This is a genomic window from Streptosporangiales bacterium (assembly GCA_009379955.1).
Lineage (GTDB): Bacteria > Actinomycetota > Actinomycetes > Streptosporangiales > WHST01 > WHST01.
The window spans coordinates 13720-39300 of sequence record WHST01000057.1 but is presented as its reverse complement, the minus strand read 5'-3'; the positions used below and the strand labels follow the sequence as shown (position 1 = coordinate 39300).

Annotated in this window: 27 protein-coding genes and 1 pseudogene; 5 read left to right on the top strand and 23 right to left on the bottom strand. The window is 68.2% G+C overall.

Translation table 11 applies throughout. The annotated features are described in order from the left end of the window. Nucleotides 1–400 (top strand): DUF4158 domain-containing protein (locus GEV10_17605; protein MQA80271.1); only part of this gene is annotated, 400 nt, incomplete at its 5' end. A 114-nt stretch (nucleotides 401–514) separates the two neighbouring features. Further along, complete coding sequence (locus GEV10_17600; GenBank protein ID MQA80270.1) at nucleotides 515–976, top strand: hypothetical protein; 462 nt, start codon at nucleotides 515–517, stop codon at nucleotides 974–976. 89 nt (nucleotides 977–1065) lie between these two features. Here the strand turns inward: GEV10_17600 and GEV10_17595 are convergent, their stop codons facing one another. Both GEV10_17595 and GEV10_17590 read right to left on the bottom strand, forming a co-directional pair. Continuing rightward, complete coding sequence (locus GEV10_17595) at nucleotides 1066–1461, bottom strand: hypothetical protein (protein MQA80269.1); 396 nt, start codon at nucleotides 1459–1461, stop codon at nucleotides 1066–1068. Nucleotides 1462–1855: 394 nt separating this feature from the next. Next, complete coding sequence (locus GEV10_17590) at nucleotides 1856–2206, bottom strand: hypothetical protein (GenBank protein ID MQA80268.1); 351 nt, start codon at nucleotides 2204–2206, stop codon at nucleotides 1856–1858. A 514-nt stretch (nucleotides 2207–2720) separates the two neighbouring features. Between GEV10_17590 and GEV10_17585 the strand changes: the two genes are divergently transcribed. Further along, the gene (locus GEV10_17585; protein MQA80267.1) at nucleotides 2721–3473 is read left to right on the top strand and encodes a cytochrome c biogenesis protein CcdA; all 753 of its coding nucleotides are present in this window, start codon (nucleotides 2721–2723) and stop codon (nucleotides 3471–3473) included. On the opposite strand, the gene GEV10_17580 is transcribed toward GEV10_17585, so the two are convergent. The 10 genes and pseudogenes from GEV10_17580 to GEV10_17535 all read right to left on the bottom strand — a co-directional run bounded on the left by GEV10_17580 (nucleotide 3430) and on the right by GEV10_17535 (nucleotide 14014). Next, the gene (locus tag GEV10_17580; protein MQA80266.1) at nucleotides 3430–4128 is read right to left on the bottom strand and encodes an ABC transporter permease subunit; all 699 of its coding nucleotides are present in this window, start codon (nucleotides 4126–4128) and stop codon (nucleotides 3430–3432) included. The two genes, GEV10_17585 and GEV10_17580, sit on opposite strands and share 44 nt — an antisense overlap. Then, the gene (locus tag GEV10_17575) at nucleotides 4125–5105 is read right to left on the bottom strand and encodes an ABC transporter permease subunit (protein MQA80265.1); all 981 of its coding nucleotides are present in this window, start codon (nucleotides 5103–5105) and stop codon (nucleotides 4125–4127) included. The genes GEV10_17580 and GEV10_17575 overlap by 4 nt, the downstream gene beginning before the upstream one ends. A gap of 42 nt (nucleotides 5106–5147) precedes the next feature. Further along, nucleotides 5148–6839: a hypothetical protein gene (locus GEV10_17570; GenBank protein ID MQA80264.1), complete on the bottom strand. Its 1692-nt coding sequence runs from the start codon at nucleotides 6837–6839 to the stop codon at nucleotides 5148–5150. Nucleotides 6840–6853: 14 nt separating this feature from the next. Then, complete coding sequence (locus GEV10_17565) at nucleotides 6854–8035, bottom strand: cation diffusion facilitator family transporter (protein MQA80263.1); 1182 nt, start codon at nucleotides 8033–8035, stop codon at nucleotides 6854–6856. Nucleotides 8036–8212: 177 nt separating this feature from the next. Beyond that, nucleotides 8213–9367 (bottom strand): cytochrome c oxidase assembly protein, encoded by a 1155-nt coding sequence (locus tag GEV10_17560; GenBank protein ID MQA80262.1) that lies wholly within the window; start codon nucleotides 9365–9367, stop codon nucleotides 8213–8215. After that, nucleotides 9364–10278, bottom strand: coding sequence for a cation diffusion facilitator family transporter (locus GEV10_17555; protein MQA80261.1), 915 nt, complete (start codon nucleotides 10276–10278; stop codon nucleotides 9364–9366). The genes GEV10_17560 and GEV10_17555 overlap by 4 nt, the downstream gene beginning before the upstream one ends. Continuing rightward, a complete protein-coding gene (locus GEV10_17550) occupies nucleotides 10279–10686 on the bottom strand; it encodes a metalloregulator ArsR/SmtB family transcription factor (protein ID MQA80260.1) in 408 nt (135 codons plus the stop codon). It abuts the gene before it with no gap. A gap of 93 nt (nucleotides 10687–10779) precedes the next feature. Further along, nucleotides 10780–11774: pseudogene (gene ccsB, locus GEV10_17545) on the bottom strand (c-type cytochrome biogenesis protein CcsB). Nucleotides 11775–11778: 4 nt separating this feature from the next. Then, a complete protein-coding gene (locus GEV10_17540; protein ID MQA80259.1) occupies nucleotides 11779–13443 on the bottom strand; it encodes a cytochrome c biogenesis protein ResB in 1665 nt (554 codons plus the stop codon). Next, nucleotides 13436–14014, bottom strand: coding sequence for a redoxin domain-containing protein (locus GEV10_17535; protein MQA80258.1), 579 nt, complete (start codon nucleotides 14012–14014; stop codon nucleotides 13436–13438). Before GEV10_17535 ends, GEV10_17540 begins: the two co-directional genes overlap by 8 nt. A gap of 333 nt (nucleotides 14015–14347) precedes the next feature. Between GEV10_17535 and GEV10_17530 the strand changes: the two genes are divergently transcribed. Both GEV10_17530 and GEV10_17525 read left to right on the top strand, forming a co-directional pair. Beyond that, complete coding sequence (locus GEV10_17530; protein ID MQA80257.1) at nucleotides 14348–14986, top strand: redoxin domain-containing protein; 639 nt, start codon at nucleotides 14348–14350, stop codon at nucleotides 14984–14986. A gap of 2 nt (nucleotides 14987–14988) precedes the next feature. Further along, nucleotides 14989–15798 (top strand): cytochrome c biogenesis protein CcdA, encoded by an 810-nt coding sequence (locus tag GEV10_17525; GenBank protein ID MQA80256.1) that lies wholly within the window; start codon nucleotides 14989–14991, stop codon nucleotides 15796–15798. A gap of 119 nt (nucleotides 15799–15917) precedes the next feature. Here the strand turns inward: GEV10_17525 and GEV10_17520 are convergent, their stop codons facing one another. The 11 genes from GEV10_17520 to GEV10_17470 form a co-directional block, all read right to left on the bottom strand. Continuing rightward, nucleotides 15918–16361: a hypothetical protein gene (locus GEV10_17520; GenBank protein MQA80255.1), complete on the bottom strand. Its 444-nt coding sequence runs from the start codon at nucleotides 16359–16361 to the stop codon at nucleotides 15918–15920. A 310-nt stretch (nucleotides 16362–16671) separates the two neighbouring features. Beyond that, nucleotides 16672–17133, bottom strand: a complete 462-nt coding sequence (locus tag GEV10_17515; GenBank protein ID MQA80254.1) for a DUF2752 domain-containing protein — start codon at nucleotides 17131–17133, stop codon at nucleotides 16672–16674. Between the two features lie 101 nt (nucleotides 17134–17234). Continuing rightward, a complete protein-coding gene (locus GEV10_17510; protein ID MQA80253.1) occupies nucleotides 17235–18098 on the bottom strand; it encodes a methyltransferase domain-containing protein in 864 nt (287 codons plus the stop codon). A gap of 95 nt (nucleotides 18099–18193) precedes the next feature. Then, a complete protein-coding gene (lnt, locus tag GEV10_17505; protein ID MQA80252.1) occupies nucleotides 18194–19705 on the bottom strand; it encodes an apolipoprotein N-acyltransferase in 1512 nt (503 codons plus the stop codon). Between the two features lie 20 nt (nucleotides 19706–19725). Further along, the gene (locus GEV10_17500; protein ID MQA80251.1) at nucleotides 19726–20676 is read right to left on the bottom strand and encodes a M48 family metalloprotease; all 951 of its coding nucleotides are present in this window, start codon (nucleotides 20674–20676) and stop codon (nucleotides 19726–19728) included. Continuing rightward, nucleotides 20673–21041, bottom strand: a complete 369-nt coding sequence (locus GEV10_17495; protein MQA80250.1) for a BlaI/MecI/CopY family transcriptional regulator — start codon at nucleotides 21039–21041, stop codon at nucleotides 20673–20675. The genes GEV10_17500 and GEV10_17495 overlap by 4 nt, the downstream gene beginning before the upstream one ends. Nucleotides 21042–21508: 467 nt before the next feature. After that, complete coding sequence (locus tag GEV10_17490; GenBank protein MQA80249.1) at nucleotides 21509–22111, bottom strand: isoprenylcysteine carboxylmethyltransferase family protein; 603 nt, start codon at nucleotides 22109–22111, stop codon at nucleotides 21509–21511. A gap of 110 nt (nucleotides 22112–22221) precedes the next feature. Further along, nucleotides 22222–22851 carry a DUF305 domain-containing protein gene (locus GEV10_17485; protein MQA80248.1) on the bottom strand — a complete coding sequence of 210 codons (630 nt, stop codon included), beginning with the start codon at nucleotides 22849–22851 and terminating at the stop codon, nucleotides 22222–22224. Nucleotides 22852–22942: 91 nt separating this feature from the next. After that, entirely contained in the window at nucleotides 22943–23344 is a 402-nt protein-coding gene (locus GEV10_17480) for a hypothetical protein (GenBank protein MQA80247.1), read from the bottom strand. Between the two features lie 177 nt (nucleotides 23345–23521). After that, nucleotides 23522–24214, bottom strand: a complete 693-nt coding sequence (locus GEV10_17475; GenBank protein ID MQA80246.1) for a response regulator — start codon at nucleotides 24212–24214, stop codon at nucleotides 23522–23524. Then, nucleotides 24211–25446, bottom strand: a complete 1236-nt coding sequence (locus tag GEV10_17470; GenBank protein ID MQA80245.1) for a two-component sensor histidine kinase — start codon at nucleotides 25444–25446, stop codon at nucleotides 24211–24213. Before GEV10_17470 ends, GEV10_17475 begins: the two co-directional genes overlap by 4 nt. Nucleotides 25447–25581 lie beyond the last annotated feature (135 nt).

Sequence of the window (25581 nt, the reverse complement as noted above, 5' to 3'; positions counted from 1 at the left end):
TTGTCGGTTTATGCCGGTGGACTTTCTGAGTGATGAGCAGGCTGCGGCGTACGGCCGGTTCACCGGCGTGCCGAGCCAGGCGGAGCTGGAACAGTTCTGTTTCCTGGACGACGCGGACTTGGCGCTGGTCGCGCAGCGGCGCTGTCCGCGCACGGTCTCGGCGCGACCAGCCCGAACCCGCCGGTCGGCTGCGTCATCCTCGACGCCGACGGCGTCATCGTCGGCGAGGGCTACCACGCGCGCAAGGGAGAGCCGCACGCCGAGGTCAACGCACTCACCGCCGCCGCCCACCAGGCCGCCGGCGCAACGGCGCTCGTCACACTCGAGCCGTGCAACCAGTACGGCCGCACCCCGCCATGTCACCAGGCGCTCCTCGACGCCGGCATCACCCGCGTACTGATCGCGCTCCTCGACCCCCCTCACGCGCCGAAGGGGGAGCGAGACGGCTCAGCGACGCCCGCGTCGACGTCGAGGTCGGTGTGCTCGCCGACGAGGCCCGTCTCGTCCTCCGCCCATGGCTCGCCGTGCTCTCCACCCAACGGCCCTACGTACGTGGGTCTGCTCCGTTGGACCCGGCGGGTCAGGCCGCCTCACCGGCGATGCCCTCGACGACCTCCGCGTCGGCTACGACGTCGTTCTCGACGACCGTCCCGTGCTCGAGGAGGGCCGACCGGACGCCCACGGACCGGACGCGTTCGCTCTTCCATCGGCGTCGGCCCCGCTGGACCCGCCCACGCTCACCCTCGCCGGGCTCTACGCCGGCGGCATCCGGACCGTCCTCCTCAACGGTCCGCCCGCACTGGCAGACCAGTACCTGTCTGCCGGCGCGATCGACGAGGCGCAACTGTGGCTCACACCAGGCCTGCGCTCGGCCGAACCCATCGTTGGTACCGAAGCGTTCCTGCGACCGGGATTCCGCGTTCACAAGATCGAGAAGCGTGGCAGCGAGGCCGTCGTACACGCAACCCTCCGGTGAGCAGCAGGAGCTCATCCGCGATCTCATCGAGGACTGCGGACGCCCCGATTCGCGATACCGGGACGTCCGGTGGTGCACCTACATGCCGACTAGCTCGGCCAGGCTGAGTTCGAGGTCGGGTGCCAGTCCACACAGCGGGGCCGTTGCCCGGTCTGGACGAACTCGGCGATGGCCCAGTGGGCCGTCTGTACCGAGACCGCGTCGTCGTGGTGTACCGGTCGGGGTGTTCCGGCGCTGTCGAAGTCGTAGCCGCCCTGCGTCGGTAATGTGGCGGTGCTCGCGAGCATGGTGGCGGCGGCGCGGTCGAAGAATGTCAGGGCGCTGACGTCGCCATGGCCGAGTGCGACACCGAGCACGTGGGTGCCGGCGCTGTCGGTGATCTCCACCCAGCGGGGCGCGCCGACCGTGGCGATCGCGGCCAGCAATGCCTCCAGCTCCAATAGCGTGTGTACCTCTCGCCGCTCGCCCGCGTCGCAGACCATCACTGGCCATGTCACCGCTTGCGTTTCCTCCCCTTACCGTTGGATGGGCCGAGGGTCGTGAGCAGCCAGTATGCGAGACCTCCCAGCTGTCACCGGGTCGGCCCGCGGCTACAGTGGCTATCCTCCGCGCCGGGCTGGCGCGGGCCGGTGTTTCTGAGGCCCCTTTGCCCGGGCGGGGCCTCTTGGTCCGGTGCCGGGATACGCGCGATGTGTGTCACCTCAGGGTGCGTGTCCCGGCACCGGGACCCGGGCCACGCACAGCCGCGCCAAAGCCCAGCCCCCTCTGCTAAGCCGTGGCCTGGCGGGCGCGTCAACTGCGACGTCTTGGTCCTTTCCCCTTGCCATGTTCCATTCCTCGCGCTCTTGGTCTGCGGTGCGGTTGATGGCGGTTGCCCGATCAACCGGCTCGCCGGAACGTTGCAATGAAGCAGCCTCGATCCGGGCCGCCGGCGGCCTCAAGCTGCCAGGTGCCTGCTTCGCGGATAGGGACTCCTGATGGGTAGAACCAGGCGTTACCCGAGGATGCGGGCTCGTTCTGCCGCATGGTGCGGGTGATCTTCTTGCCGGTCAGCCGGGTGAGCCGGACGGTGAGGCCAGGCATCTTCTTGGCGTGGAGCGGCACCCAATAGACCTTCAAGCCATACCTGTCGACGTCGTGGCCGGGGTTGGCGAAGAGATCCTTCGCGACGGCGAAGTTCCCAGCGACAATCCCCCCAGACCGGACATCCTTGCGGTCACCGACCTCCACACAATCAGGGGACGCCGACCCTGGAACACCGCGAAATGCCTTGGTCTGAACCCCGTTGGGTGGAGTGCTTGTCTCGCCGACCGACCTGTCGAAGGTAGGCGTGGCGGATCGATATTCCATTCTCCCGCCGGCCGTATCCCCCGGGCTGCTACAGGCCACCAGGGCCATCACAGACAGTATCGAGGCCGCCGCCTGTGCCGACGTCATGGCGAAGCGGGGCATCATGGCCAGGTCCCCTCCCGAGCCGATGCCTCACCTTACTCTCCGTCAACCTCCTCCCTGCTGGATGCCCGTAGCGGAGGAGATCGGCACCGGCCATCTTCGCGTGACGTATGGCTGTGGCTGGGCGAGACGCCGAGCATCTCGCCCAGAACGCTCGGTGGGTCCTTCGCGGACGAGCTGCCGCTAGGCGGCGGTGGACAGTGCATGCGCTACCTTACAACTAAGAAGTTTAGTTCTTTTTGTATCGCTCGCTGAGCTGACCGAAGCCGAACGTGGTCGAGGAGTCGCCTGCATGCACGAGGTGGTGTTCGGTACGACGCTGCTGGCATCCTTCGCCGGGGGTGTGGTCGCGTTGCTCGCCCCGTGTTGTGTGTCGGTGATGGTGTCCGCGTATCTCGCGGCCGGCTTCCGGCGGCGTCGGGGGGTGGTGGCCGCGACATTGGTGTTCGCCGGAGGCGTGGCGACGTTGATCGTCCCGATCGGGTTGGGTGCGAGCGCGATCAGCGCGGCGCTCTCCGGGTATCACCTGGTGCTGTTCGCCGTCGGGGGTGTCGCGATGGCGGCGGGTGGCGTCGCGATGCTGGCGGGGTGGCGGCCGCGACTGCCGATGTCGAGCGCCCGTCCCGCGGGCCGGGGCCTCGGGTCGGCGTACGTGCTGGGCGTGTTCTCCGGCGCCGCGAGTGCGTGCTGTGCGCCGGTGCTGGCCGGGGTGGCGGTGTTGTCCGGGGCTACCGCCTCGTTCGCCGCGGCGCTGGCGGTGAGCCTCACCTTCGTGGCGGGCATGGTGGCGCCGTTGGCGACGCTGGCGCTGGTGTGGGACCGCCGCGACTGGTCGTCGAGCCGGTGGTTGCACGGCCGGCAGATCACGGTGCGGCTGGGACCGCTGCGCCGCGACATGTCACTCGGCCACGCGCTGGCCGGCGGCGTGCTGGTCGCGATGGGCGCACTGACGGTGGTGCTTGCGTTCACCGGTCCGTCGATGCCGAACTCGGGGTGGCGGGTCACCCTGGCCGCCGACCTCCAGCATGTCGCGCGAGCGAGATGATGTTGGGTGCCAGGTGCGTGTACAGGACGCGGCGCCGCGTGGCACCGCCGACGATCGCGGCCTTCACGAAGGCGCGTTCCTTGAGCGTAAGGATCTGGGACCGGATGACCCGCGCGGTCGTTCGCCAGAAGAGCAGCGCGATCGCCAGGACCAGCACGACATCCGAACGTCCGAGAATGGCGATCATGACGATGGCGAGCGGGAGGAACGGAATCGCGTATGCGGTGTCCGCCAGGCGCATGAGGACCGCGTCCACCCGGCCGCCGGTGTAACCCGCGATCAGGCCCACGTTGACGCCGATGAACACCGAGGCCAACGCGGCTATCCCGCCGATGGAGATGGTTCGCTGGGTACCCCAGATGACCTGGCTGAAGATGTCGCGGCCGAAGTTCGTGGTGCCGAACGGATGCGCCAGGCTCGGCGCGAGCAGCCGGCTGAGCTGACCGTCAGCTCCACGGGTGCGTTCGAGGGCGCCGTACGGCGCGATCCAGGGTGCGAGCAGGGCGACGAGAACGAACAGGCCGACGATGACGACGGCGACGCGTCCGGCGCGCGTCGACCAGAGTCCCCGCAGCACTGCCGCGCATCCGCGGAGGACTGGCGTGATGCGTGGTCGCAAGCCCCCGGCTGGGATCTGTCCGACGGTCGTGTTCATGCGAGCCTCACCCGGGGGTCCAGATAGGCGTACGCGATGTCGATGACCGTGTTGACCACGATCGCCAGTACAGCGGTCATCAGGAAGACTCCCTGCATCATCGGGTAGTCGAAGTTGTTCACGGCCTCGACGATCGCGCGACCCATCCCGGGCCAGGAGAAGACCGTCTCGACGATCACCTGGCCGCCGATGATCACGCCGGTGAGTGCCGGCATGAGCGTCACGACGGGGAGCAACGCGTTGCGCGCCGCGTGCCGGTACACGATCCGTAGCCGGGAGAGACCGGTGGCGCGGCCCAGCTCGATGAAATCCTCGTGCAGCACCTCACGCATCGCCGTGCGCATCGTCAACAGCGGTTCCGGGATGAAGTACACGGTCATCACCACGAGCGGCAGCGCGAGGTGATGCAGGAAGTCGGTCGAGAACACCGCGGCCAGCCCTTCGGCGTCACCCGCCAGGCCGGGTGTTCGCATCCCGATGGCCGGCACCAGGTTCAGCCGGTAGCTGAAGAGCAGCAACGCGAGTGTCGCCACCCAGAAGATCGGGGATGCCTTCGCCACGAACGCCGCGTTGCGCACCACCCCCACCAGCAACGGATGCCGGGACGTACCGGCGAGGACCCCGAGCGCGGTACCGATGACAAGCGCCAGGACGATCGCGGGCACCACGAGCAGCACAGTGTTGACGAGCCTGTCGGCAAGGATCTCGCCGACGGGTTGCTTGTACTGGAACGACATCCCGAGGTCGCCCTGGAGCAGGCGGCCGGCGAACTTGAGGAACTGCACGGCCAGCGGCTCGTCCACGCCGTACCGACGGCGCAGCTCGGCGGCGACGCTCGGGTCGAGGTTCGGTCCCACCACCGCGGCGCTGGGGTCACCGGGAACGGCGCGGAACAGCGCGAAGGTGAGCGGCACCACCACGGCCAACGTCACGAGCATCTGGACGCCACGGCCGAGCGCGTATCTCAGCAGTGCCACGTCTCGCCTCCTCGGAGTTCGGCGTGTCCGGGGGGTGTGCCCTCAGGGACTCGGACTCTGCCTGACGCGCCGATCGGCGTCCTTGGCCGGGTAGTAGAGGACACCGTCTTCGTCGAAGGCGTAGCCGGCCTTCCGCAGCTCCTTCATGGCCGCCTGGGGGTCGTACGGGTATGGCTCGAGCGACGGGTCGTACCACTCCCTCAGCGACGGCGCGATGACCGAACCCGCCGGACGGCCCTGCCCGTCGAGCGCGATGTCGATGATGTCCTGGACGGGGACGAGGTAGGACAGCGCGCGGCGGAAGTGGAGGTCGTCGAACGGTGCGCCCCGCATGTTGTAGTGCACCCCGCTCCAGCCGAAGCTGTCGGTCTTCACGATCGCGATGTCGGGCTTGTTCTGGATCGTCTTCAGTTGGGCCACGCTCTGCTGGTCGCCGATCATGTCGATGTCGCCGCGCCCCAGTGCGCCGACTTCGGCGTCGAAGCTGCCCAGCACTGCCATGGTCAGGCCGTCGATCCGCGGCGCGAAGAAGTGCGAACGGTTCGCGGTGAAGCGAAGCTCCGAGCCGAGGTTCCTGCTGGCGAAGGAGAACGGGCCAGAACCTACCGGTGAGGCGTTCGCGTAGGTCGTCGGATCCTGGACCTTCCTCCAGACATGTTTGGGCAGGATCGGCATCTGCGACAGGACAGTCGAGACGAACGCCGCGGAGGGTGCCTTCAGCGTGATGGTGATCGTTCGTCCGGAGGTCTTCACCGACTCGACCTCCTCGAGTTTCGGGCCGAACAGTGGTGACTTCTCCTCCACGAGGTAGTCGATGGTGAAGGCCACATCGGCCGCAGTGACGGGAGACCCGTCACTGAACCGCATGCCAGGACGGAGCCTGGCTGTCACCGTCTCGCCGTTCTCCGTGATGTCGTCGGCAGCCCAGTTCCGGAGGTTGCCGTCCGGTCCGATGCGGACCAGGCTGTCGTAGACGTGCGACAGCGGCAGCAGCGCCTCGGTGGTGTCCAGCGCCACCGGGTTCAGCGTCGGCGGCTCCGCGATCGTCCCGACGACCAGATTCCTCCGACCGGTCGTGGGCTTGGCACCGATCGAGTTCCAGATGTTGAACACCGGATTGCCTGCCGCCTTCTCGATGTTCGCCCAACGGTCCGACCGGTAGGCTCCGGCGATGGCCAGGTGGGCGAACGGTCGGGCGGGCTGCTGCTCGTACAGCAGCTTCTGCGCCGCGAAGACCGCTGTGCGCCGCTCCTTCTCGGTCGTCGCGGATCGCTGTGCCGCGTAGTATTTGTCGTAGCTCGCGTTCGCGAAGCCGGAGTTGTTGGAGCCTGCCTCGGTCGCGTTGGCTGTCGTGAACCTGCGGAGGAAGTCGTCCGGGTCGAGGCGCTCGGGCGTCGGGTCGTACGTCACCACGAACGCGTCGAAGTCCTTGCTGGTGAAGGCCCTACGGGTGAGTTCGGTCCCGCGCACGGGGGTGAGCTGCGCGGGAATGCCGGCCGTCTTCCAGCGCTCTGCGATGAGTCGGGTTTGTTCGTAGCGCCGTGGGTCCTCGGCGGCGGTCTTGGTCAGGAGCCGGATGGCAGGTACCCGGGTGCGCCCGGACACATCCTGCGCGACCGGACGCAGGCCGTCGAACTCGTCGTCGCCGCTGTCTCCGCCGGTCCCGGTACATCCCGCAAGTAAGGTGCCCGCCACGACAGCGGCGGTCCATGTGGACAACGTGCGGAGGTGCATCCTGATCCCTACCTTCAGTCGGCCCTTGGCTCTGCCATGACCTGGTCCTGTTGGCTCCCGGCTGCCGTGACGGAGATCGTGACCGTGCGAAGCTTCGGAACCCGCGCACGGAGGCGGTGCTCCACGTCATGCACGATGTGGTCGGCATCGCCGACGTGGAGCGCGCCGTTCACCGAGAGGCTCATCTCGGCCGCGAGTCCGTGCCCGATCCAGCGGGCACGACACCGCTCGACGGACAGCACGCCGTCGGTCGCGAGCGCGGCGGACTCCAGGTCGTCGACGATCTCCGGCTCGATCCCGTCCATCGCCCGCCGGAACACGGAGCCGGCCGCCTGCTTGAGGACGACGAGGATGGCGGCGGAGATGACGAGGCCGATGATCGGGTCGGCGAGCGGGAATCCGAGCGCCACGCCGCCCGCGCCGATCAGCACCGCGAGCGACGTGAGCCCGTCCGTGCGAGCGTGGTAGCCGTCCGCGACCAGTGCAGCCGAGCCGATCTGTCGACCCACCCGGATGCGATAGATGGCAACGGCCTCGTTGCCGATGAACCCGATGACCCCGGCCAACGCCACGAGCCCGACATATTCGATCGCTCGTGGGTTGATCAACCGATCGATCGCCTGGTAACCCGCGACGACAGCCGACAGCGCGATCATCAACACGATGAACAGCCCCGCGAGGTCCTCGGCCCGATGGTACCCGTGGGTGAACTTCCGCGTGACCGGCCGCATGCCGAGGGAGAACGCCAACCACAGCGGTACGGCCGTCAGCGCGTCGGAGAAGTTGTGGATCGTGTCGGCGAGTAACGCGATCGAGCCGGTGATCGCGACCACGACCAGTTGCAGTCCGGCCGTGATGCCGAGACCTACCAGGGAGATCTTGACCGCTCTGATACCGGCCCTGCTGGCGACCAGGGCACCATCGATCGAGTCCGCCGCGTCGTGACTGTGCGGACGAAAGACCGAGACCAAGGCGCCTACGAACCCGGTTCGGTGTTCATGGCCGTGCTCGTGGCCGTGACCATGTCCGTGCCCATGGACATCGCCGTGGTCATGGCCGTGGCCGGCGTGTGATCCGGGATCTACCTGCGCATTACGGGCCCGATGCGGTTCGGTCGCGTGGACGTGCGTATGGCCCGTACTCGCGCTGAATTCTCCCGAGGATTGCTCGTCGGAGTATTCGCGTTCTGCGCTCATTCGGGCCAGCCCCTCCATCGGTGCACTGCTTGCTCACCAGATGGTCTCCGGCCGGATTTGGTGAGTGCAAGGGATGTGTAGAGATGGGAAGCGTTCGCATGTGGCTCGCGTTCCTCGAGCGAGTGGGGTTGGCTGACAATTCAATGCCTGTCTGTGGGTTAATGCGAACCCTTCGCGCTAACCCATTACTTCTACCTTGCGCCTGTTGTCCGTGCGATGGTGACGGTGCGGGATCGGATACCTCGGCGCCCACCGACGAGTGCTCTGGAAGGTGGCTCCGCGTCGTTCTCCGTCGTCGGGCGCATCATGCACGGACGGTCTGGTCAGCGTGGTCCAGGGGGGTGAGGCCCGGCAAGGGTCCCGGTCCTGAGAACCCACGCCCTCCGCCTGTCGGCCGGCGTCAGTATGCTGCCACCAGGGTGGGAGGGTTTCGGCGTCGCCGTAGGTGCGGTCGAGGTGGCGGTCGATGCGGCGAGCGTCGCGGACGTCGGAGCGGACCCACTGGGCGAGGAAGCCAAGGAGGAAGAGCATGACGGTGACGTCGCCGAGGGCCCACAGGATCGCGCCGCCGGTCTGTTGGTCGGCGATCAGGGTGGGTCCCCAGGTGCGTCCGAGGTCGCGGTAGAAGTCCTCGGCGAAGACCTGTCCTCCCATCATGATCGGGATGCCGAGCACGACGTGGGACACGCCGGCGAAGATGATCAGCAGGAACCGGTGGATGAACGGCAGCGGGTTGGGCAGGGGGTCCAGGCCCAGCAGGGTGAAGTACAGCAGGCAGCCCAACACGATGAAGTGCACGTGGTTGAGGTTGTGCAGCCACTCGTACCGCAGGGTCGCCTCGTACAGAGGTGTGTAGTAGAGCCCGAACGTCGCGGTCACGAACAGCGCGAACGCGACGAGCGGGTGCGTGACCACGCGGGCCACGCGCGAGTGCAGCACCGTGACCAGGGCTTTCCGGCCTCCGGTGGGCAGAGCCCGCAGCGCCAGCGTGACCGGCGCCGCGAGCGCCAGCGGGACGGGCGCGAACATCTGCAACATCATGTGCTGGACCGTGTGCACGCTGAACAGCGTCGTGTCATAGACGCCGACGCTGCTCGACGTCGCCGTGAAGATCACGGTGAGGCCGGCGAGCCAGAACAGGCTGCGCCACCGGCTCCAGGTCACGCCGCGTCGGTGGAGGCGGTACACGCCCCACCCGTACAGAAGCGCCGCGACGACCAGGGCGATGAGCACGACGGGCTCGGCCGCCCAGCTGGTGAACACCATGTCGATCGTCAGCGGCGGCAACGGCTGGTCGCCGCCGTGCGCGAGCACGAGTCCCGGTGGAGTCACCAGTTGAGCTCGTCGCAGCCGGTGTGGTCGAGTGGCTCGACCTGCAGTGTGGCGTGTGCGACGCCGTGGCGTTCTCGCAGCACCTGGCGGGCCTGGTCGAGGACGGCGTGCGTGTTCGCCCGGTCGTCGGCGACCAGGTGGGCGGTCGCGACATTCATGCCGGACGTCAACGTCCACAGGTGCAGGTCGTGGACGTCCTGCACACCCGTCACGTCAGCCAGATCACTGGCCACGCCGTCGACGTCCATCCCTTCTGGCGCGTGTTGGCCGAGCACCGCGAACACCTGGCGTCCCAGCATGACGGCGCGGACGACCACGAACACGCCGATCGCGAGCGCGACCAGGGTGTCCCACACCGGTTGACCGGTGAGCGAGACCAGCACGCCGGCGACGATGACACCGACCGACCCGGCCGTATCGGCGACCACCTCGAGGTAGGCGCCCTTGACGTTGAGGCTCTCGCTGGCGCCGGAACGCAGGAGCAGCAAGGCGGCGACGTTGACGACCAGACCGATGGATCCGACGACGAGCATGGGTCCGAAGGCGACCTCGGCGTCGCCCCCGATGCGGCGTAACGCCTCGATGACGATGTACACCGCGACGCCGACCATGACGAGCACGGCGAGCAGCGAGGCGAAGATCTCGGCCCGGTACGAGCCGTAGGTGCGTCGGCCGGTGCTGTCGCGCCGGGTGGCGATCCGGGTCGCCACCAGCGCCGCGGCGAGGGTGACCACGTCGGCGGCTATGTGGCCGGCGTCGGAGAGCAGCGCCAGCGATCCTGACAGCAGCCCGTAGACCAGCTCGACGACGAAGAACGAGGCGATGAGTGCGAACGCGGCGGCGAGCCGCCACCGGTGCCGCCCGCCCGCGTGACCGGTCGCCGAGGCGCCGTGGTCGTGTCCGTGGCCCATTCAGCTGTCCCGTTCCGGGTGGACCGCGTCGGTGTGCTCGGTGTGCGCCATCGCCAGGTCGAGCAGCATCCGCACGTGCGCGTCGTCCAACCGGTAGTACGCCATCCGACCGGAGCGCCGCACCGACACCACTCGATGCGCTCTCAGCAGCCGCAGCGCATGCGACACCGACGACTCGCTCAAACCGGTCACCGCGGCCAGGTCGCACACGCACAGCTCCCCGTCGAGGAGCGCGACGAGCAGCCGGAGACGACCCGGATCGGCGAGCAGACCGAACACGTCCGCCGTGTCGGCCACGTCGCCGTCGGCCGGCATCCGGGCAGACACGGCCGCCACCTGTTCGGCGTCGACGACCCGCACGGCACACGTATCGACCGCACTGACCCGTTCATCTGAAGGTCTGTTCATATATCGATGCTACCGGACCTGACCGCTCGGCATCCTGCAGGTCGGATCCGTCGCCGCCGGAGCGGACGCGTTCCACCTCCCCGAGTCGTCGCTTCACGCGTAGGAGTGCAGGCCGACGATCCAGATGTTGACGACGAAGAAGTTGACGAGGATCGCGGTGAGCCCGGCCAGGGCGATGATCGCGGCTCTGCGCCCACGCCATCCGGCGGTGACACGGGCATGCAGGTAGGCGGCGTAGCAGACCCAGACGATGAACGACCAGGTCTCCTTCGGGTCCCACCCCCAGTATCGTCCCCATGCCGCCTCCGCCCAGATCGCGCCGGCGACGACCGCGAAGGTCCAGATCGGGAACGCGACCGCGATCACCCGGTAGGCGAGCGAGTCGAGCACATCGCCGGCCGGGATCAGGTGCAGCAGACCGGCCGATCCTGTGGGCGCGCCCGCGGCGAGCCTCCGCTGGTACCGCTCGGCGAACAGATAGAGCGCCGAGAGCACCGCGCCGACTGCGAACAGGCCGACGGCCACGATGGCGGCGGTCACGTGGATCGCGATCCAGTACGAGTCCAGCGCGGGCACGAGCGGACCCGCGGACGTGTACAGCAGGACTCCGGCGACACCGAGACCGAGCTCCACGACCGCGAGCACGTAGAGGCCGAGGAACCGCACCTGGTGACGGATCAGGAGGCCGAGGAACACCGTCACCGCCATGAAGCAGATCGCCGAGGTGAACTCGTACATGTTGCCCCACGGCCACCGGTCGGTGGCCATGCCACGGGTCACGATCTGGGCGAGGTGCAACAGCCAGCCAACGACGGTGACACGACTGCCGCACGACCGAAGAGCAGTGCGCTCACACCGGGACCCTCGGCGGCCGGATCGCCTTCGTCCGCTGTACTGCTGGGGGCCTCGGCTGGAGCGGGCGAGCTCGCCGCGCCGACGAGTGCCGGCGTCTTCGCCGAGCGGCTCACCGATGACGCAACCCTGGCGGTCAGCATCTCCATCACGTACGCCAGCATCGCGATCGAGTAGCAGACGATCGTGGCGTCCATCAGGAAGTGGGAGTAGCCGGCGTAGGTGTCCGAGGTCATGTGGTCACTGCTTCCCTTCTGTGGCTCCGCGCGATGCGGACAGCCTCGTGCGCATCGCCTCGACGAGGTTCGTGAACTCGGTGGTGAACGCACGGTCGCCCTCGCTGCGATGCAACCCACCGAACTCCACGACAACGTGTCCGGTCGCACCCGTGCTGGCCCGTACCCATACCCTGCGGCGCCGGATGAACAGTGACAGCAGGAGCGCACCGATCGCGACCGCCGTGCTGGCCAGTGCGGGGCCCTTGCCCGGGTCGCGGTTGACCTGGAGGGTCGCGTACTCCTTCAGGCCAGTGAACTCCACGCTGCCGCGCTCACCGGGCAGTTCGGCGGTCTGCCCGGGCCGCATCAGCTGACTCTGCTGCGGCAGCCGCACCTGCGTCATCTTGGTGGTGTCGAGCGTGAACACCGACTGCGCCGTGCCGTCGTCGACACCGAGGTCGCCCTCGTATGCGACCATCAGCACGACGGGGTCGAGGGGCGCCGGGAACGCGGACGTCGGCCCGCGCTTGGTCACCTTGAACGTCGGCAGGAAGAACATCTCGAAGCCCATCTGAGGTTCGGCCGAGACCGCCTTGACCACGCCCTTGGACACGAACGTCTGGGTCTCCTGCGGGACGAACGGTGCAGCACCGGTATAGACGACGTTGCCCTTGCCGTCGCGGACGGTGAACTCTGGAGAGTAGCCGTGGCCGAGCAGGTAGACGCTGGTGCCGTCCATGGCGAGTGGCGCGTTGACCCGCAGGTCGTACCGCCTGGTAGGCGCATCCGGCCGCTCCCGATATCTGACATACGCGTCGAACCGTTCCGGGGTGCCGCGGCCCTCGCCGGTTGCCACGTACGACGCGCGGAACTCGTCGAGTGTCACGGTGAACGGCGCCATCCGGGTGTCCTGGAAGAGTCTGCCCTTCTGTATGGAGTCGTACGCGATGACCGCGTTGGCGAACCCATCGCCCTCGGTGACGAGAACGTTGCCGCGATAGCCGAACAGTGATCCGACCGCGACGGCGAGCAGCAACACCAGTAGTGCGAGGTGGAACAGCAGGTTGCCCGTCTCACGCAGGTACCCCCTCTCCGCAGCGACCGCGGGTTGGTCACCCGCGAAGACGTCGACCCGGAATCGCCGCGCCCGCAGCAGCGCCCGCGCCGCCTCCACCGCCTCGCCAGGCGTCGTCGCCTCGACCTCGATACACCTGGTGTGCGGCAGCCGGTCGAAGTGACGCGGCGGCGCTGGCGGCCGTGCCCGCATCTGCCTGAGGTGTGCGCGGGTACGGGGCACGATGCACCCGACCAGCGAGAGGAACAGCAGCAGGTAGATCGCCGCGAACCACGGCGAGCCGAACACGTCGAACGCGGACAACGTGTCCAGGAACGGAGCGAGGTCCGGGTTGTCGACGAAGTACTGCGCGACCCGTCCCGGGTTCACCGTGCGTTGAGGGACCAGCGACCCGGGGATCGCCGCCAAGGCGAGCAGGAACAGCAAGACGAGGGCGGTACGCATCGAGGTGAGCTGCCGCCACCCCCAACGCACCGTACCGGTCAGACCGCCGCCGCGGGGCCTCAGCGGTGTCGGCTCCACCGGTGTCGTCCCCAGGTCGGACTCATATTCGATCACCGGGTCGGGGGAGGCCGTCGTCGCCTGACCGCTTTCGGAGGGTCGTTCACTCATCGGCGACCTGCCGCACCACGTCGAGCAGGCCGGTGTAGTTCGTCTGGCCGATGATCCGTGCAGCCACTCGTCCGTTCCGGTCGATCACGATCGTGCTGGGCACGGCGGCCGGTGGCAGCTGGCCGCGAAAGGCGAGCGCGGTCTCGCCAGGCTGGTCGTAGATGCTCGGGTAGGTGACGTCGAACTCGCGCTCGAAGAGGACGGCGTTGGTGCGGTTGTCCTTGAAGTTGACGCCGACGAACCGCACGCCATCGGCTTTCGTCTTCGCGTAGACGGCCCGCAGCGCCGGTGCCTCCGCCCGGCACGGCGGGCACCACGACGCCCACCAGTTCAGAACGACGACCTTGCCGCGGTACGACGCCGTACTCAACTGCGCGCCCTCCAACGTCTTACCGACGAGGATCGGCGCCGGCGAACGCTTCTCTGGCGAGACGACATCCACCTGGCCGGACCCTGCTATGTACCGCTGATTGTCCGACGTGCTCGCCCCGCCCGCGCCTCCGCAACCTGCCGCTGCGATCAGTACGCCACAGGCCACGCCGGCGAGCGCGAGCCGCGCCCTACGGGCCATGGGCGAACATTCGTCAGCATCATCCCTCGAGAGCTCCCCGCGAACACAGTCGATACTAAGCAATGTAGTTGATGGGCGGGCGATGTACCCACGAGGGCGCCCCTATCGGGCCTTTCGAAGCGGCGCGTACTGCCAGAGCGCATGCCGGGGTGCGATCCGATGGCGATCCAGACCACGCCTCGTGCGGATCGATGAAGGGGTCTGCCGAGACGTCGGAGGCAACAACTACAATACTTAGTATTTGGATCCTGTTGGTCGGTCAGCTCGCATGCGTGGAGGCATCGTGCTCTGTTCGCGGCATGACAGCTGGCCGGTCCGATGACCGTGCCCAGAGTGGCCCGATGGCGGCTCGTGCTGGTCGTCGTGGCAGTCCTGGCGGTCGGTGCGGCAGGTGCGACGTGGGTCAGGGGATCGACTTGGTCCGGTGAGCCGGGCGAGCGGGTGGCCCGACGGTCCTCCGAGAACCCTGTCGTGACCGGTGAGACGCGGTTCTCGACGGGGCGTCGGCCGCCCGTGCCGGCGGTGACCGGCGCCACGCTCGACGGTGGTCGGCTGAGCATGACCGATCTACGCGGTCACGTGGTCGTGGTGAACGTGTGGGGCTCGTGGTGTCTCCCGTGTCAGGAGGAGGCGCCGGACCTGGCTCGGGTGGCGCGGGAGACGCGCCGCGCCGGCGTGCGGTTCGTCGGCATCGACACCCGGGACAGCCTGGTCGCGGCGCGGGAGTTCGACCGCGAGTTCGGCATCCCGTACCCGAGCCTGAGTGATCCGCAGGGCAAGATCCACCTTGCCTTCGAGGGCATCGTCCCGGCCAGTGCCGTGCCCAGCACCGTCGTGGTCGACCGGGACGGCCGGATCGCCGCCCGGGTGATCGGACGGGTCACCTACGGGCAGCTCCGTGGACTGGTCGACGACGTCGTCGCCGAACACCGCGCTCGTCCGGCCACCTCGGAAGCGAGCAGACCCGGATGACGATGGCCGGTGGTCCCGGTGACCTGGTCGTCTTCGGGCCGTTGCTGCTCGCCATCCCCGTTGCCGTGGCGGCGGGTGTGGTGTCGTTCCTCAGTCCGTGCTGCCTGCCGCTGGTACCGGGTTACCTCGCCTACGTCACCGGAAGCGCGGGCGCGGAGGCGCACTATGATGGACAGGAATCGCCGCGGCGACCGACCTCCACGGCCACTCGCGCCTGTACGCTCCGCCCCGGTCGTACGGTGATCGGTACCGCGTTGTTCGTGCTCGGCTTCGCCGCCGTCTTCACCAGCTACGGCGCTGCGTTCGGCGCGATCGGTACCGTGCTGCTCGCGCACCAGACCGCCGTCTACCGCGTTCTCGGCGTCCTCACCATCGCCATGGGCCTCATGTTCGCCGGGGCCTTGCGTGGGCTCCCATTCGCTGGGCGGACGATCCAGCTCGGCTACCGGGCTCGACTGGGCGTCGCGGGTGCTCCCCTGTTGGGGGTCCTGTTCGGCGTGGGCTGGACGCCGTGCATCGGACCGACGCTTGCGGCGGTCCTGGCACTGTCGACCAGCACCGGCGGTGCCGGTCGTGGCGCCGCACTGTCCTTCGCCTACAGCCTCGGCCTCGGCATCCCGTTTCTGCTCGCCGCGCTCGGCGTGAACCGTGCGTTCGGCGTCTTCACGATCGCACGCCGCCACGCTCGGGCCGTCATGCGCACCGGCGGGCTGCTCCTCGTCGCGGTCGGAATCCTCCAGGTCACCGGGGTGTGGGCGGGCCTCATCGCCCGGATGCAACCATGGCTCGCCGGTTGGCAACCGCCTCTGTGAGCTCCTGGACCTCCTCGGCTCGGCGCACGCGTCAAGTACCCGAGGCGAGCTGCCGTTCGAGTGGGACTCAGGGCATGGACCCGCACGGCCGGAGGATCGGTGCGGACACGGAGCGTCGCTCAGTCGCCTGGCGCGAAGGTGTACATGGGTGGCCTGACGGTGACGTCGGCAGGTCCGTACACCAGAGCGATCTGCTGGCGAGGCATGAGCTCGATCCCGGCCGGATTGCCCACGACTTCCCTGCCGTCGACGTATGCGCGCAGGATCTTGCCGTTCTCGTCGTCGAGACCTCCAACGCCGGTCTCGTCCAGGCGGACCTGCCAGACTCGAAAGAGTTGCGCCAGTATGTAGCGCTTGTTCTGGGTCGACGACTGGAGGTGCAGCAGCCCGCTGTCGTCGTGGGTGTGTAGCTCGGCAAACGCGCCTCGTGACCTGTCGACACCGATGCCGGCCGGTACCGTCACGGCTTCACCGTCGACGATGACGGCGAGGTGTGCGTGGAGGTGACTGCCGGTGCCCTCGGTCCGCGACGTCGTCAGCCCGGCCGCTCCTGCACCGGACACCGGATCGACCGGTACCGGCCATGGAGGGCTTCCAGTGCCGACACTGGACATCGGATCCGGCAGGACCGAACCGTCGTCCGATACCCGGGCCCTGCCCCAAAGGAAGACCGTCACGACGCACGCCAGGACGAGCGTCGTCGCCGCGCAGATCAGGAGAGTCGCGCGCCGCTCGCGGTGCACCCGCCTACGAGTGCCCGCGGAATGTCTCTCGACTCGCCTCGTGTCGGTCGCGCTCACCATCACCCTTCGGTACGGTGTGACAACTAAGGTGCTTGGGAGAGCATACCGTGGGCCTGGCTCGAGGGCTCGCTCATGGGCCCATCAGCAGGGGTGCGTGGAGCTGCTGGTTGATCTCCAGCGCGACGAGAAGCACGCCGAACAACGGGATCGCCACCCGCCGAGGCAGCAGGAACCATACGTTGAGCCAGCGACCGCTCACCATGCCGACGAGCCGGCGAACCACGAGAACGACTGCTCCGACCACGAGGGGGATGCTTGCCGGGTTGTACGCCCAAGCGAGTCGCCAATCGCCTCGAATCGCGTAGCTCACGCCGCGTGTGCCGCCACAGAGCGGATCCATGATCCCGAACCAGCGGTGGAGTGGGCCGTGCATGTCGATCGGTGGAAGTCCGAGTACCGCCATCAGGCCGCCGACCACCAGTCCGCCGATGGCGAGGAGCGTCAGGCCACGGTGCCGGTCGATCGACTCCCACGCCACCCTGACGGGCACTGGTGGGCGTGGTGGGGACGATTCGCCCGTATCGGCGCTCATTCGGCAGGTCCTCTCCTCCGGTCCGAGGTTCTCACCAGGTTAGGACGATCTCAGACCCGACAGCACAACAAGTCGCTGTGAGGAGCACGTAGACCCGTGTCTCATGTCCGTCGCTGTATACGGCGAGCCGCAACGAGATATGCCGTACCCATCCAGCGCCGACGGCCACGGCTCACTGTCGTCTCCGGGTGTGCGCGCCAGCGCCGCGCCCACCGTCGCGCGATCCTGTCGAGCGGCGGCACGAGTGGCGTGAGGTCGTAGTAGACCACGTCGTGCGGCACCAGCCCAACGTCGCGCATCTTGCGACAGAGCCTTGCCGCCGGGATCGCACGGATGCCGGAGACCCGGGCACCATGTCGCCGCTCCGGCGCGACTCGGAGCAGGCGCTCGACGCGACCGAGCAGGCGGAGTGCCGGCCAGTAGACGATCCACTCGAAGAGACGGTAGGGACTGCGCGGGTTGAGCATCGTCACCAGAACGAGACCGCCAGGCCTGACGACGCGGGCCGTCTCACTCAGCCCGCGCGGGACATCGGAGTACTCCAGCACACCCATGGCAATGGCGACGTCGAAGCTCGCGTCCGGAAGGGGCATGCTCTCGATGCGCGCCTCCGTCACCCGGGCGTCGGTCTCATCGGCGACCCTCTCTCCGGCTACCTTCACCATGGTGCGTGACCGGTCACCTCCGGTGAGACGGAAGTCGCCGGCGCGTGTGTCGAGGAGATGACGTAGCAGGATGCCGGGACCGCAGCCGATGTCGAGAAGGTCCCCACCGGGAGACTGCCGCAGGGCCTCGTCCACGACGTGAAGGCGGGAGTGGAAGTACCGTGCCGGTGGACCCCAACCCTCATGCGACGTGGCGTAGCCGGTCGCTGCGTCCACGCTGTCGTACTGTGCACCGACGATGGCGTCGCGTGTCGGATATCCGAGACGCTCTGCTGGTCGTCTCGATCCAGATCGTGGCATTACCGCCCTCCACGGGGTTGCCGGTCGGCACCACCTCGTCGCCCACCTACTACGATACTTACTACTATTTACCATAGTTGTAACGAGTGAGCTGGTCAGGCGCGCTGCCGGAAGGCCACGCGACGACGCGACGGATCGTTCGATGACGTGGAGTGACGCCCCGTGAGCGCACCCAGGAGCAGTGCTACGACGGCCAGGGTCACGACGGGCCAGTCGCCGGTCCGCGTGTAGGGGGTGCGTTGCTCCTGTAGCGGGACTCGCGCGCTGAGTACGGCCCGCCGCTCGAGGCCGCTCTGCTCGATGACGCGCCCGTCGGGAAGGATCACCGCCGAGTATCCGGTGGGTGCCGCCTGGAGGACGGCCTGATTGAGTTCGCGGGCCCTCAGTCTGGCCGCGGCCACCTCCATCGAGGGAACCTCGTCGGTGGTGTACGAGGCCGCGTTCGTCGGCACGAGCAGCACACGCCCCCCGGCGTTGGCAGCTGCACGGGCGCGGTCGGAGAAGAAGACCTCGTAGGAGATCACTACACCGAGTGGTCCGGCGTCTGTCTCGAGCATCCCTGGGCCACGTCCAGGGACCGCATCGCGCGGGACGAACGCGGTGTCGTCCGACAGGAGCTCGAACAGGCCTCGCAACGGAATGTACTCGCCGAACGGCACCCGGTGCACCTTCTCGTACCGGCCGCGCAGCGCTCCGTCCGGGTCCCATCCGACCGCGGCGTTGCGGAAGCGATCTCCGTCGTCCTCGATCACCCCGGCGACCAGGGTGGTGTCCAGTCGTCGAGCAAGCGCCGACAACCTTGCTCCCTGCGGCGATCGGGCGACGGGCTGCTCGACGTAGACGGCGCTCTCCGGCCACAGCACCAGATCGGGTGTATTCGTTATCTGATTGCTCGCTGCGAAGTGTCGCTCCGTGACCTGGCTCGGGTCGCTGCGAATCGCGGGGATGCCCCGTGGGCCGCCACCCTGCACGACGGCGACATCGAGCGACCCCGTCTGCCGGGTCGGCAGCATCGCGCCCGCTCCCAACGGGAGTGAGGCCGTGAGCACCGCGGTCGCGACTGCCAATGCTCGACGTCGCGCCAGAATCGGCGCCACCAAGGCCGTACCCGCTACGGCTGGTAACGCCGCGACGAGCAGAGAACCGCCGAGCCCCGCGGCGGCGGCGAAGGGTCCGTCGACCTGTCCCAGGGCGAGGCCTGGAAGGGGGAGCCCGCCGAACGGGAACCGGGCGCGTACGGTCTCGAGCAGGACGAGAGCGGCCGGCACGGTCCACCAACCTCGGTGGCGCCCCGGCACGAGGATCATGGCGCCTGCGAAGAGGCCGGCCTCGACGGCCACCACGGCGACGTAGCCGATCGCATTGAACGAGGTGAGCCAGAACAGTCCCGGTCCGAAGAACGTCGCTCCCGCTGTTGCGCCCACGAGAAGTCGAGCGCGCCAGCTCGCACCGTGCACGGCGAGCGTGAGCAGCGCAATGCCCGCGGGGAGGAACAGCCAGAGCCCCCGTGGCGGCATGGTGAGGAGCGTCAGCGCCCCCGCGGTTGCCGCCAGCGCGATGCGGATCGGTGGGCGTAACTCGCCAGGTCGCCTGGGCTCGCTGGACATCCGTTCGTCCTGGCAGCGGCTCAGAAAGGTATCGGACAATGGCGATCCAACGCCGCCGCGATAGCCGGGTGGGCCGCGACGAATCCGGGAAACGCCAGCAGGCCGACGATGACGGTGGCAGTGGCCGTACGCGCGATGCGACCGAGGGGCTGGTGTTGGGCGATCATCCGGAGCACTCGTCGAGCGATTCTCCGTCCCGCCGCTCCGAGCGCACCGCCGGGAACAGGCTCGCCCGCGATGGACAGCACGGCGGCGGCGATGACCTGACGGTCGTGCCGTGTGGCGGCGACGTCGTCGGCGGCGAGCTCGACGCAATGAGCGACCTCACCGGCAGCCGCGCGAAAGAGCGGGACGAAGGGGAAGGCGCGGGCGAGTGCGTCCGCCGCGGTGACGGCAAGATGGTGACGGCAGGAGAGGTGCGCGCGTTCGTGCGCCAGCACGGCGGCAAGCTGCTCGGAGTCGAGCCTCTCGATGACCGCGCTCGTCACGACGATGCGATGGACTCGACCCGGCATGCAGTAGGCGAGGGGGCGGTCGTGCTCGACGACAAGGGCACCAAGAGAGGGATCGTGCTGAGCGATCGGTGCCAGCATGTCGACGTGGAGACGCCTTTCACGAAGCGCGCCGACGAATCCGTGAACGAGATGGCCCACCGTCCATGCGCACAACGCAAGCGCGGCGATGAACGCGCTCACCGCGACGACCGGCTGACCCACGTCGGAGTAGTGGCCCCGTAACGCCACGAGACAGGCGTCGATCAGGCTGGCCACGCTCGCTCCGGCACCGACTGCCGGTACCGCAAGGGACAGCGCCGCCAGCACGGCGGCCGCCAATACGGACGCCGTGATCGCCTGCCACAGCGCGATGGCGAGGTTGGGGGCACGATCGACCCAGCCCGATCCGGTCAGAACTCGAGGGCCCGCCACCGCAAGGACGGTGGCGTAGCCCAAGAGGACCGTCGAGATGGTCATGGTCGGTGCTCCGGCGGGACGATCCGAAGCGCGTCCCGGAGCGCCTCGGACTCCTCGGGTGTCAGCTCGGACAGGAAATGCACGAACGCCGCCGCATGGTTCGGACTGGTGGAGAGGGCGCTGCGCATGAGCCTTGCCGTGTACGCGTCGCGGGATGCGACGGGCTCGTAGACGTGTGCTCGGCCGGAAGGTTCGCGTCGCAACCAGCCCTTCTTGTACAGCTTGTCCATCACGGTCAACACCGTGGTGTAGGCGAGGTCGCGATCCACACGAAGTGCCTCCAGGACCTCGCGTACGGGCACGGGGCGCCCGAAGGACCACAACTGGTTCATCACCGCAGCCTCCAGCTCACCGAAGGCCCGCATAGCCATGACGCCTCCTCGCTCTAGGCCGCATAGTAGCGGCACCTCTTTCGCGGCGACACGACATGACGTTGCTCTGCCCGTCAGACAGACGCGTTCGGTGAGTGCTTCGCGCTGGCAGGTGAACGCCAAGGCCTGAGCTACTATCAATCATAGTAGATTGGAGAGTAGCCGATGTCGCCGGTGTCGAGGAAGCGGGACAAGGTCCAACGCGTGTACACGCCGCCGCGGCGCAAACCGCAGCTTCGTTACAGGCCACCATGGCATCGCCTGGCCGGTGCGGTCGTGCTGTCCGCGGGCCTCGCGATCGTGCTCGTCAACATCATCATCGAGTTCAGCGACCTCAACTGGCTCCCGGGTGGGCACAACCCCGGGTACCTGATCGTGGGAATTGCCGTCGCTGCCTCGAGCATGTGGTGGTTCGGTTGGCTCGATCGGCGTAGTTGACTGCGGGCGCACCGTACTCGCAGTCAACGTGTCCGTCCCAGGCCGGGGACGAAACGACCGACGGTGGCGGCGTATTCGTCGTATGCCCGACCGTGCAGGTGGCGCAGATGCGGTTCCTCGACCCGGCGCACCTGGAGCTCGACACCGACGACGAGGTGGACGAGACCCACGATCGCGATCGCGTTGGGCACCGTGAGGGTGAGCCCGCCGATCGTGACGAGCGCGGCAGCGAAGATCGGATTGCGGACCACGCGGAACGGGCCGGTCGTGACAAGCGTGGTGCGCTCGGTTTCGTCGACGCCGATCCGCCAGGAGTCACCGATGGCCAGTTGGCAGCCGAGTACCACGGCGGTACCGACGGCGGCGACGGCCACGCCGAGGAACCGCAGGGGCAGGTGGTCGAGCACGGACAACGGCGGCAGGCCGACGATCTCCGCCACCGACGAGGCAACGCAGAGAAGGCCACCCGCCGTCATCGTGAGGCTCGCCCACCACTGGACGGAGCCGACCGGCCTGACCCGAATTCGAATGCCGGAGTCACCGGTGCGCCGCCGCTGGAGCCAGGGCCTCAGGACGTCGATGGTGAGGATGAAGCAGACGTACAGGACGAGCGAGACCACCGCCATGAGGTGTACCTTCCGCGCCGGTACGTAGGTTCAGAAGGCGCCCCGAGACCCGACCGTGCGGGTCATCGGACGCCCGATGACCCGCACGCCTCGTGTCGAGGTGGGTCGGGTTACTGCTTGCGGAGTATCTTGTTCATCTCTGTGATCTCGGCGGTCTGTGAGGCGATGATGTCGTCGGCCATGTCCTTGGCCGGTTGGTAGGAGCCGTCCGACTTCTCGGTCTTGGCCATGGACACCGCGCCCTTGTGGTGCTTGATCATCATTTGCAGGAACGCGGTGTCGAACGCCTTGCCGGACGCCTGCTCCAGCTCCCTCATGTCCTCGTCGGTCATCATCCCGGACATGTCGTCGCCCGAGTGGTCCATGCCTTCGCTCTCCTGGGGCACCGGCTCGCCCCACGTCTTCAGCCATCCGGACATCGTCTTGATCTCGGGTCCTTGCGCTTTCTTGATCGTCGCGGCGAGTGACTTCACCTCTGCCGACGACGCCCTCGTTTCGGCGAGGTCGGCCATCTGGACCGCCTGACGGTGGTGCGGAATCATCTGCTGGGCGAACTGCACGTCCGCATCGTTGCGTGCGCCAGCCGAGTCTGACGTGGACGATGTCGTTCCGGTCATTCCGCTGTGGCCGCCTGGCTCGGCGGTGCCGTCGTTGCCGCCGCATGCGGCCAGCACGATCAGGGCGGCAGCGGTGGCCGCTATGGCGATGCTCTTGCGGGTGGACACGTGGTACGTGGTCATGGTGATGCAACTCCTGCACGATGAAGGAACCTGTGGACGGCATGCTCTGCATGGCGACCGACCTCAGAGGTCAGGCCACGCCAGATGGTTCCTAGATCACCAGGACCTGGAGCTCGCTCAGCGACGGCGGGTCGCGGACGCGTGTCGCCGTGGACGGTATCTGCCGCGGGACCGCCGTATGCATAGCCGAGGAGGTCCAAGCGGACAGGACGGCCGGCAGCGTCGGACCGCTGCTGATGCCATTGGCCTTGCACGTTGCATCGGCGTGCGACGAATGCCCGCCGTGGTCGACCGGCCCGCACCCCTTGGCCGTCATGGCTGAGTGCATCGAGGCCGTGCGTTCGGGACCTGCCATTCCGGCTGCGCTGCGTGTCGCCGCCCCCAGCCCGAGGCCATGCATGGCCACCAGCCCGGCAATCACCGTCAGCACGAGCAGCGGCACCTTCGACCGAGTCCCGTGGGACGCAGTCGCCGGAACCAGCTGCCTTGTCACGGTGGCCATGCTACGGCGTCGCTCTCTCGGTTCTGTGGCGGTGCAGGATCATCGTGCTGGCTGTAGGACATACCACCTGGGATGACGCGAGTATCAGGCCGGTCAGCGGTCGAGTCCGGCTTCGGAGAGCCCGGCCGCCGTGCCGTATACAGGCGTTGTGAAGCCTCGCCGCTGACGTCACGCTCTCTCGCTGCCTGATGACTCGATACCAGGCCGTACCAGGCCGGTCTCGTAGGCGATCACGACAAGCTGCGCCCGGTCGTGGGCACCGAGCTTGAACATCGCCCGCTTGACGTGCGTTTTGGCCGTGTGCGCGCTGACGACCAGATGCTGGGCGATCTCGTCGTTAGACATTCCGGCCCCGACAAGCGTCAGAACCTCACGCTCCCGGCCGGTGAGCTCCGTGAGCCGATCAGGAGTCGACCGGCTGCCGCAGTCGGGCTGGTCGAGGAACCGGGCGATCATGGCCCTGGTCGCGGATGGCGAGAGCAAGGCGTCGCCACGGTCCACGACGCGGATGGCCTCGATCAGCTCGCCGGGCTCGACGCCCTTACCGAGGAAGCCGCTGGCCCCCGCCCGCACGGCTTGGAACACGTACTCGTCGAAGTCGAAAGTGGTGATGATGAGCACGCGGACGCCGGCCAGGTCCTCGTCCGCAGTTATCAGCCGGGTGGCGGTCAGGCCGTCCATGTCGGGCATGCGTACGTCCATGAGCACCACGTCGGCACGAGTCTGCCTGGCCAGCTCGACCGCTTCCCGGCCGGTGGACGCCTCGCCGACTACCTCCAGGTCCGGTGCCGAGTCGATGATGACCTTGAACGCCACGCGCAGCAGTGCCTGGTCGTCGGCGAGCAGGACGCGGACCGTCATGGCTGACCGCTCGCCATCGGAAGCACCGCGCTGACCTGGAAACCTCCGCCCGGCCGCGACCCGGCTTCGAGGCTGCCGCCGACGGCTGAGACACGCTCCCGCATCCCTACGATGCCGTGCCCTGCGCCGTTCAGAGCGGGCGGCGAGGTGACCTCGGTAGCGGGCGGTGGTCGGCCATTACCCTTGTCCTCCACCACGACGTGGAGAGCCTCAGGGCCGAAGCTGAGCTGGACCCGCACGGCCGCGCCCTCGGCGTGTTTCTGGACGTTGGTGAGAGACTCCTGGACCACGCGGTAGGCGGTCAGGTCGGCGGCCGGTGGAAGCGGGCGGACGCGGCCATAGACCTCGTGCTCGACTCGCATCCCCGATCCGCGGAACTTGGAGACGAGGTCGCTGACGCCACAGATCCCCACGGTCGGCTCGGTGGGAGCGGCGGGCTCACCCGGCTGGCGCAGCAGCCCGACGGTGTCCCGCAGGTCGTCCAGCGCGGCCCGGCTCGCCTGCCTGATGTGACCGAGCGCCTGGAGCCCGGTGGCCGGCTGTTCGTGGAACACGTGCACGGCCATACCCGCCTGCGCATTGATGACCGCGAGGTGATGCCCCATGCTGTCGTGTAGGTCACGTGCGATGCGCAGGCGCTCCTCCGTCACCCGACGCCTAGCCTCCTCCTCGCGGCTGCGCTCGGCCCGGTGGGCCCGCTCCTCGACCTCGGCCAAGTAGTCGCGTCGGCTGCGCGCAGCGTCACCGGCGGCGAGCGCCAGGCCGCACGCCGCGGCCACTGCGGCGTGCGGGCCGTGCGACCCCGACGCATCCCACCACGAGGCGAAGGTGACCACGGTGGGGGCGGCTACCAGCACCAACGCCGTCAGGCCGCCGGCGACGAGCAGCCCGCGTCGGTCGTCGCGGGTGACGGCCAGGTGGTAGAGGGCGATCATCGGCGCAGGCGCGATCCACCAGTCGAGGCTGCTCAGCACCATGTAGACCGCGGCGGCTACGACGGTGACCGCCGCCCCCGCAACCGGCCAGCGGCGCCGGCAGAGCATCGCGCCGTAGGCAGCAGCTACGGTCACGAGGGTCGCGGGGCCGCTCACCGTCGAACCGTCGTGCCATGTGTTCGCGGCGTTGTCGATCAGGGCGGCACCGCACAGCATGACCGCGACGACCACGTCCGCGGCGAACGGATGGGATCGCGCGGTCCGCTTCCACCGCCTCACACGGCTCTCGCCACTCACGCCATCAGCGTATGCGCCGAGCAAAGCGGACCAGAACGCCCCACGGGGGCATTCGCCTACCCCGTCAGGGGTACGCCGCAAATACCGTGCCCGCGTGACTACTGAGACCCCGCTGCCAGGCGATCATTGTTCCCG

Coding starts and splice junctions, on each gene's coding strand:
- GEV10_17475 (MQA80246.1), bottom strand. CDS start 24,214: ATGACGGTCCGCGTCCTGCTCGCCGACGACCAGGCACTGCTGCGCGTG.
- GEV10_17525 (MQA80256.1), top strand. CDS start 14,989: ATGGCCGGTGGTCCCGGTGACCTGGTCGTCTTCGGGCCGTTGCTGCTC.
- GEV10_17570 (MQA80264.1), bottom strand. CDS start 6,839: ATGCACCTCCGCACGTTGTCCACATGGACCGCCGCTGTCGTGGCGGGC.
- GEV10_17600 (MQA80270.1), top strand. CDS start 515: ATGGCTCGCCGTGCTCTCCACCCAACGGCCCTACGTACGTGGGTCTGC.
- GEV10_17540 (MQA80259.1), bottom strand. CDS start 13,443: ATGAGTGAACGACCCTCCGAAAGCGGTCAGGCGACGACGGCCTCCCCC.
- GEV10_17500 (MQA80251.1), bottom strand. CDS start 20,676: ATGACCATCTCGACGGTCCTCTTGGGCTACGCCACCGTCCTTGCGGTG.
- GEV10_17510 (MQA80253.1), bottom strand. CDS start 18,098: ATGCCACGATCTGGATCGAGACGACCAGCAGAGCGTCTCGGATATCCG.
- GEV10_17490 (MQA80249.1), bottom strand. CDS start 22,111: ATGGCGGTGGTCTCGCTCGTCCTGTACGTCTGCTTCATCCTCACCATC.
- GEV10_17585 (MQA80267.1), top strand. CDS start 2,721: ATGCACGAGGTGGTGTTCGGTACGACGCTGCTGGCATCCTTCGCCGGG.
- GEV10_17550 (MQA80260.1), bottom strand. CDS start 10,686: ATGAACAGACCTTCAGATGAACGGGTCAGTGCGGTCGATACGTGTGCC.
- GEV10_17555 (MQA80261.1), bottom strand. CDS start 10,278: ATGGGCCACGGACACGACCACGGCGCCTCGGCGACCGGTCACGCGGGC.
- GEV10_17515 (MQA80254.1), bottom strand. CDS start 17,133: ATGAGCGCCGATACGGGCGAATCGTCCCCACCACGCCCACCAGTGCCC.
- GEV10_17495 (MQA80250.1), bottom strand. CDS start 21,041: ATGCGGGCCTTCGGTGAGCTGGAGGCTGCGGTGATGAACCAGTTGTGG.
- GEV10_17535 (MQA80258.1), bottom strand. CDS start 14,014: ATGGCCCGTAGGGCGCGGCTCGCGCTCGCCGGCGTGGCCTGTGGCGTA.
- GEV10_17580 (MQA80266.1), bottom strand. CDS start 4,128: ATGAACACGACCGTCGGACAGATCCCAGCCGGGGGCTTGCGACCACGC.
- GEV10_17565 (MQA80263.1), bottom strand. CDS start 8,035: ATGAGCGCAGAACGCGAATACTCCGACGAGCAATCCTCGGGAGAATTC.
- lnt (MQA80252.1), bottom strand. CDS start 19,705: ATGTCCAGCGAGCCCAGGCGACCTGGCGAGTTACGCCCACCGATCCGC.
- GEV10_17485 (MQA80248.1), bottom strand. CDS start 22,851: ATGACCACGTACCACGTGTCCACCCGCAAGAGCATCGCCATAGCGGCC.